The organism is Acinetobacter sp. YH12039, from assembly GCF_013420015.1.
GTDB classification, from domain to species: domain Bacteria; phylum Pseudomonadota; class Gammaproteobacteria; order Pseudomonadales; family Moraxellaceae; genus Acinetobacter; species Acinetobacter amyesii.
This window is the reverse complement of sequence record NZ_VOZA01000107.1, coordinates 1-2876: the sequence shown is the minus strand read 5'-3', so window position 1 is coordinate 2876 and position 2876 is coordinate 1. Positions and strand designations below refer to the sequence as shown.

The 2876-nt window shown below is 42.6% G+C and carries 1 protein-coding gene; it reads left to right on the top strand.

Translation table 11 applies throughout. From position 1 onward, the window contains the following. The first annotated feature begins 137 nt into the window (after positions 1-137). Positions 138-2753, top strand: coding sequence for a type VI secretion system Vgr family protein (locus FTT98_RS17555; protein ID WP_180177607.1), 2616 nt, complete (start codon positions 138-140; stop codon positions 2751-2753). Positions 2754-2876 lie beyond the last annotated feature (123 nt).

The window sequence follows — 2876 nt, the reverse complement described above, 5'->3', positions numbered from 1 at the left end:
CATGAGAAAGCCCATATAAATGGGTAATGTACAAGTTGCTGTAGAAGCATGTTTAATTCGTCTGATCACAGATACTTTATAAAGTATTTTAATACTTTTTTGAATCAGTCAATGCGTAAGTCCTATACATAATAACAATGCTTAAAAATATTCACGCCATGGTGGAAAACTTTGGCTTTAGCGTACAGAAACGTGCGCTACACATTCATTTCTCAAATGAACCATTAAACACCGAAGTTTTTATTCAACGGATTGAAGGTCAACACCGTATCAATCAAGGCTTTCGTGCGGAAATTATTTGTCTCTCGACCAATGCTCATTTGGCTTTAAAGCAGTTTATAGGCGGCCGAGTGGCTGTCGATCAAGTGACAGATTTGGGACAACTCAGTCGCCTGACTGGTGTGATTACAGGTGCAAGCCAAGGTCAAAGTGATGGTGCATTGACGGTTTATAAGCTGGTGATTGAGGATGCCACAGCACTCTGGCATAAGCGTCGTAACAGCCGTGTCTTTATGAATAAATCGGTAGGGGAGATGACCGAGATTATTTTTAGTGAATGGCAGAAAAAAAGTGCGTTGTTTGCTGCCAGTTTAAGCTTGAACTTAGAGGGGCTGGCACGTACTTATGATGTACGTCCATTCACCATGCAGGCGAATGAAAGTGATTATGCATTTTTGACTCGCCTTTGGCGCAGTGAAGGGATCAATTGGTTAATTGATGAAGCTGAGTTATTTGTCGCATTTTCGGCTGCACCAATGCAAGCACAGCGGCTGCGTTTAATTGATACGAATCAGGCTTATAGTGCTTTAGAGCGGAAAAAGATTCGCTTTCATCGTAGTCATGCCACGGAACGTTTGGACACAATCACCAGTTTTGTGGCAGAACGCTTTTTACAATCGACCACGATTCAAACGCAGCGTTGGCAAGCTCAACATTTGGCACAAGACCAAAGTAATCCGCTTTTAAGCGCCCATGCACAGAGTGAGCAACAGCACAATGAAACCTTAAGTTTAGAGCAGGCTTGGACCGTAAGTTCGGCTTGGACAACTGACCTTAAAGGTGCAGATCAGGCGACCACTTCAAATACACAGCAATTGGATCAGTTGAATCGGCAAATCAATCAATATCAGGAATTACAAGCCAAATATTTTACCGCCAGCAGTAGCGTAAGGGATGCACAAGTTGGGTATTGGTTTGAATTAGAAAATCATCCTGAAATCGATCAACATCAAACGACAGATCGTGAATTTCTCATACTAGGCAAAGCATTTTATAACCAAAATAATTTACCCAAAGATATTTTGGTTCAATTAGAAAAGTTACTTGCGGCGAGCCGCTGGATATCTTTAGGGGATGAACGGCAGGCCAGCGAGCTGTATGTGGTCCGTCGGCAAATTTCTGTGGTTCCTGAATATGATCCTTTATTACATCGGCCACCTGCGTTTCCACAGCGTGCCAAAGTGGTCGGTCCAGAAGGTGAAAGTATTTATGTCGATGCTTGGGGGCGTATCAAAGTTCGGTTTACGTTCACCCGCAGCGATGACCACAGTCATGATGGTGGAGCAGGGAGTAATGATAATGACAGTGACTCGGCATGGGTTGATGTACTGACCCCATGGGCGGGTGAAGGTTATGGGGCACGTTTCCATCCTCGTATTGGTGAGATTGTGGTCATCGACTTTTTTGAGGGAGATGTGGATCGCCCCTTTGTTGTAGGACGAATACATGAAGCTGAACGCTCTCAGACCATGTTTGATCTCAAAGGCCAGCTTCCTGAAACCAAAAAGCTCAGTGGTATCCGCTCGCAAGAAGTTGCGGGAGCAGGCTTTAACCAACTACGCTTTGATGACACGACGGGGCAGATCAGTACCCAATTACAGAGTAGTCATGCAGCGACACAGCTGAATTTAGGTAATCTCAGCCATCCTAAAGAACAAGACAGTAGCCATGGCCGTGGAGAGGGGTTTGAGCTGCGAACGGATGCTTGGGGGGCAATGCGTGCAGGTAAAGGTTTACTCATTAGTACCTATGCACAGGATCAAGCAGTTGCCGATCATCTTGCTGCTACTGAAGCTCTGTCGCTTTTAAATCAAGGGCATCAGAGCATGAATATGCTGAGCGGTTTAGCCGTAAAGCAGCAGACCGATGCATTAAATGTGATTAATCGTTTGCCGAAGTTAATAAACTCTTTAGAAATCAAAAGTACTGCTGAAGCTGTTAAAGCGACTTTAAATTTGTTCAAGGAAGATTTAAGTCGAGACCCATTGGCAGCGTTAAAGAACTGCAAAAGTTTTGTCAAAGAAATGGGCTCAATCGCACATGATGTCAAAAGTACTGTAAAAGAATTTAAAGCATTTTTTAATGATGCCGAAGATGCCTTTGATAACTTAAAGTCTGTCATAGATCATATTGAAGAAAATGGTAAAGATGTGATTCAGGGGAGAGTCGCAAGTCTGAAAAGCAACCTAAAAGAAGATCCATTAAAAGCATTAAAAGATGTGGGTAAATTGATCGAAGACATCAAATTTAACCCCGATGATTTGTTGAATAATGGTGGTTTTGGTTTGTCACCAGCGATGACACCCATAAAAGCATTAGAAAAAGTACAAGGCTTTATGGAAGGCTATGCGCAAGGTTTAGAAAAATCCAATACAGCGGCAAAACAAGAACAAGGCAAATTATTCCGCCAAGCACTGATGTTACTTGCATCACCTAATGGTATTGCACTCACTACACCGGAAGATATTGTATAGGACTTACGCATTGACGGATTCAAAAAAGTATTAAAATACTTTATAAAGTATCTGTGATCAGACGAATTAAAAATGCTTCTACAGCAACTTGTACTCTACCCATTTATATGGGCTTTCTCATGA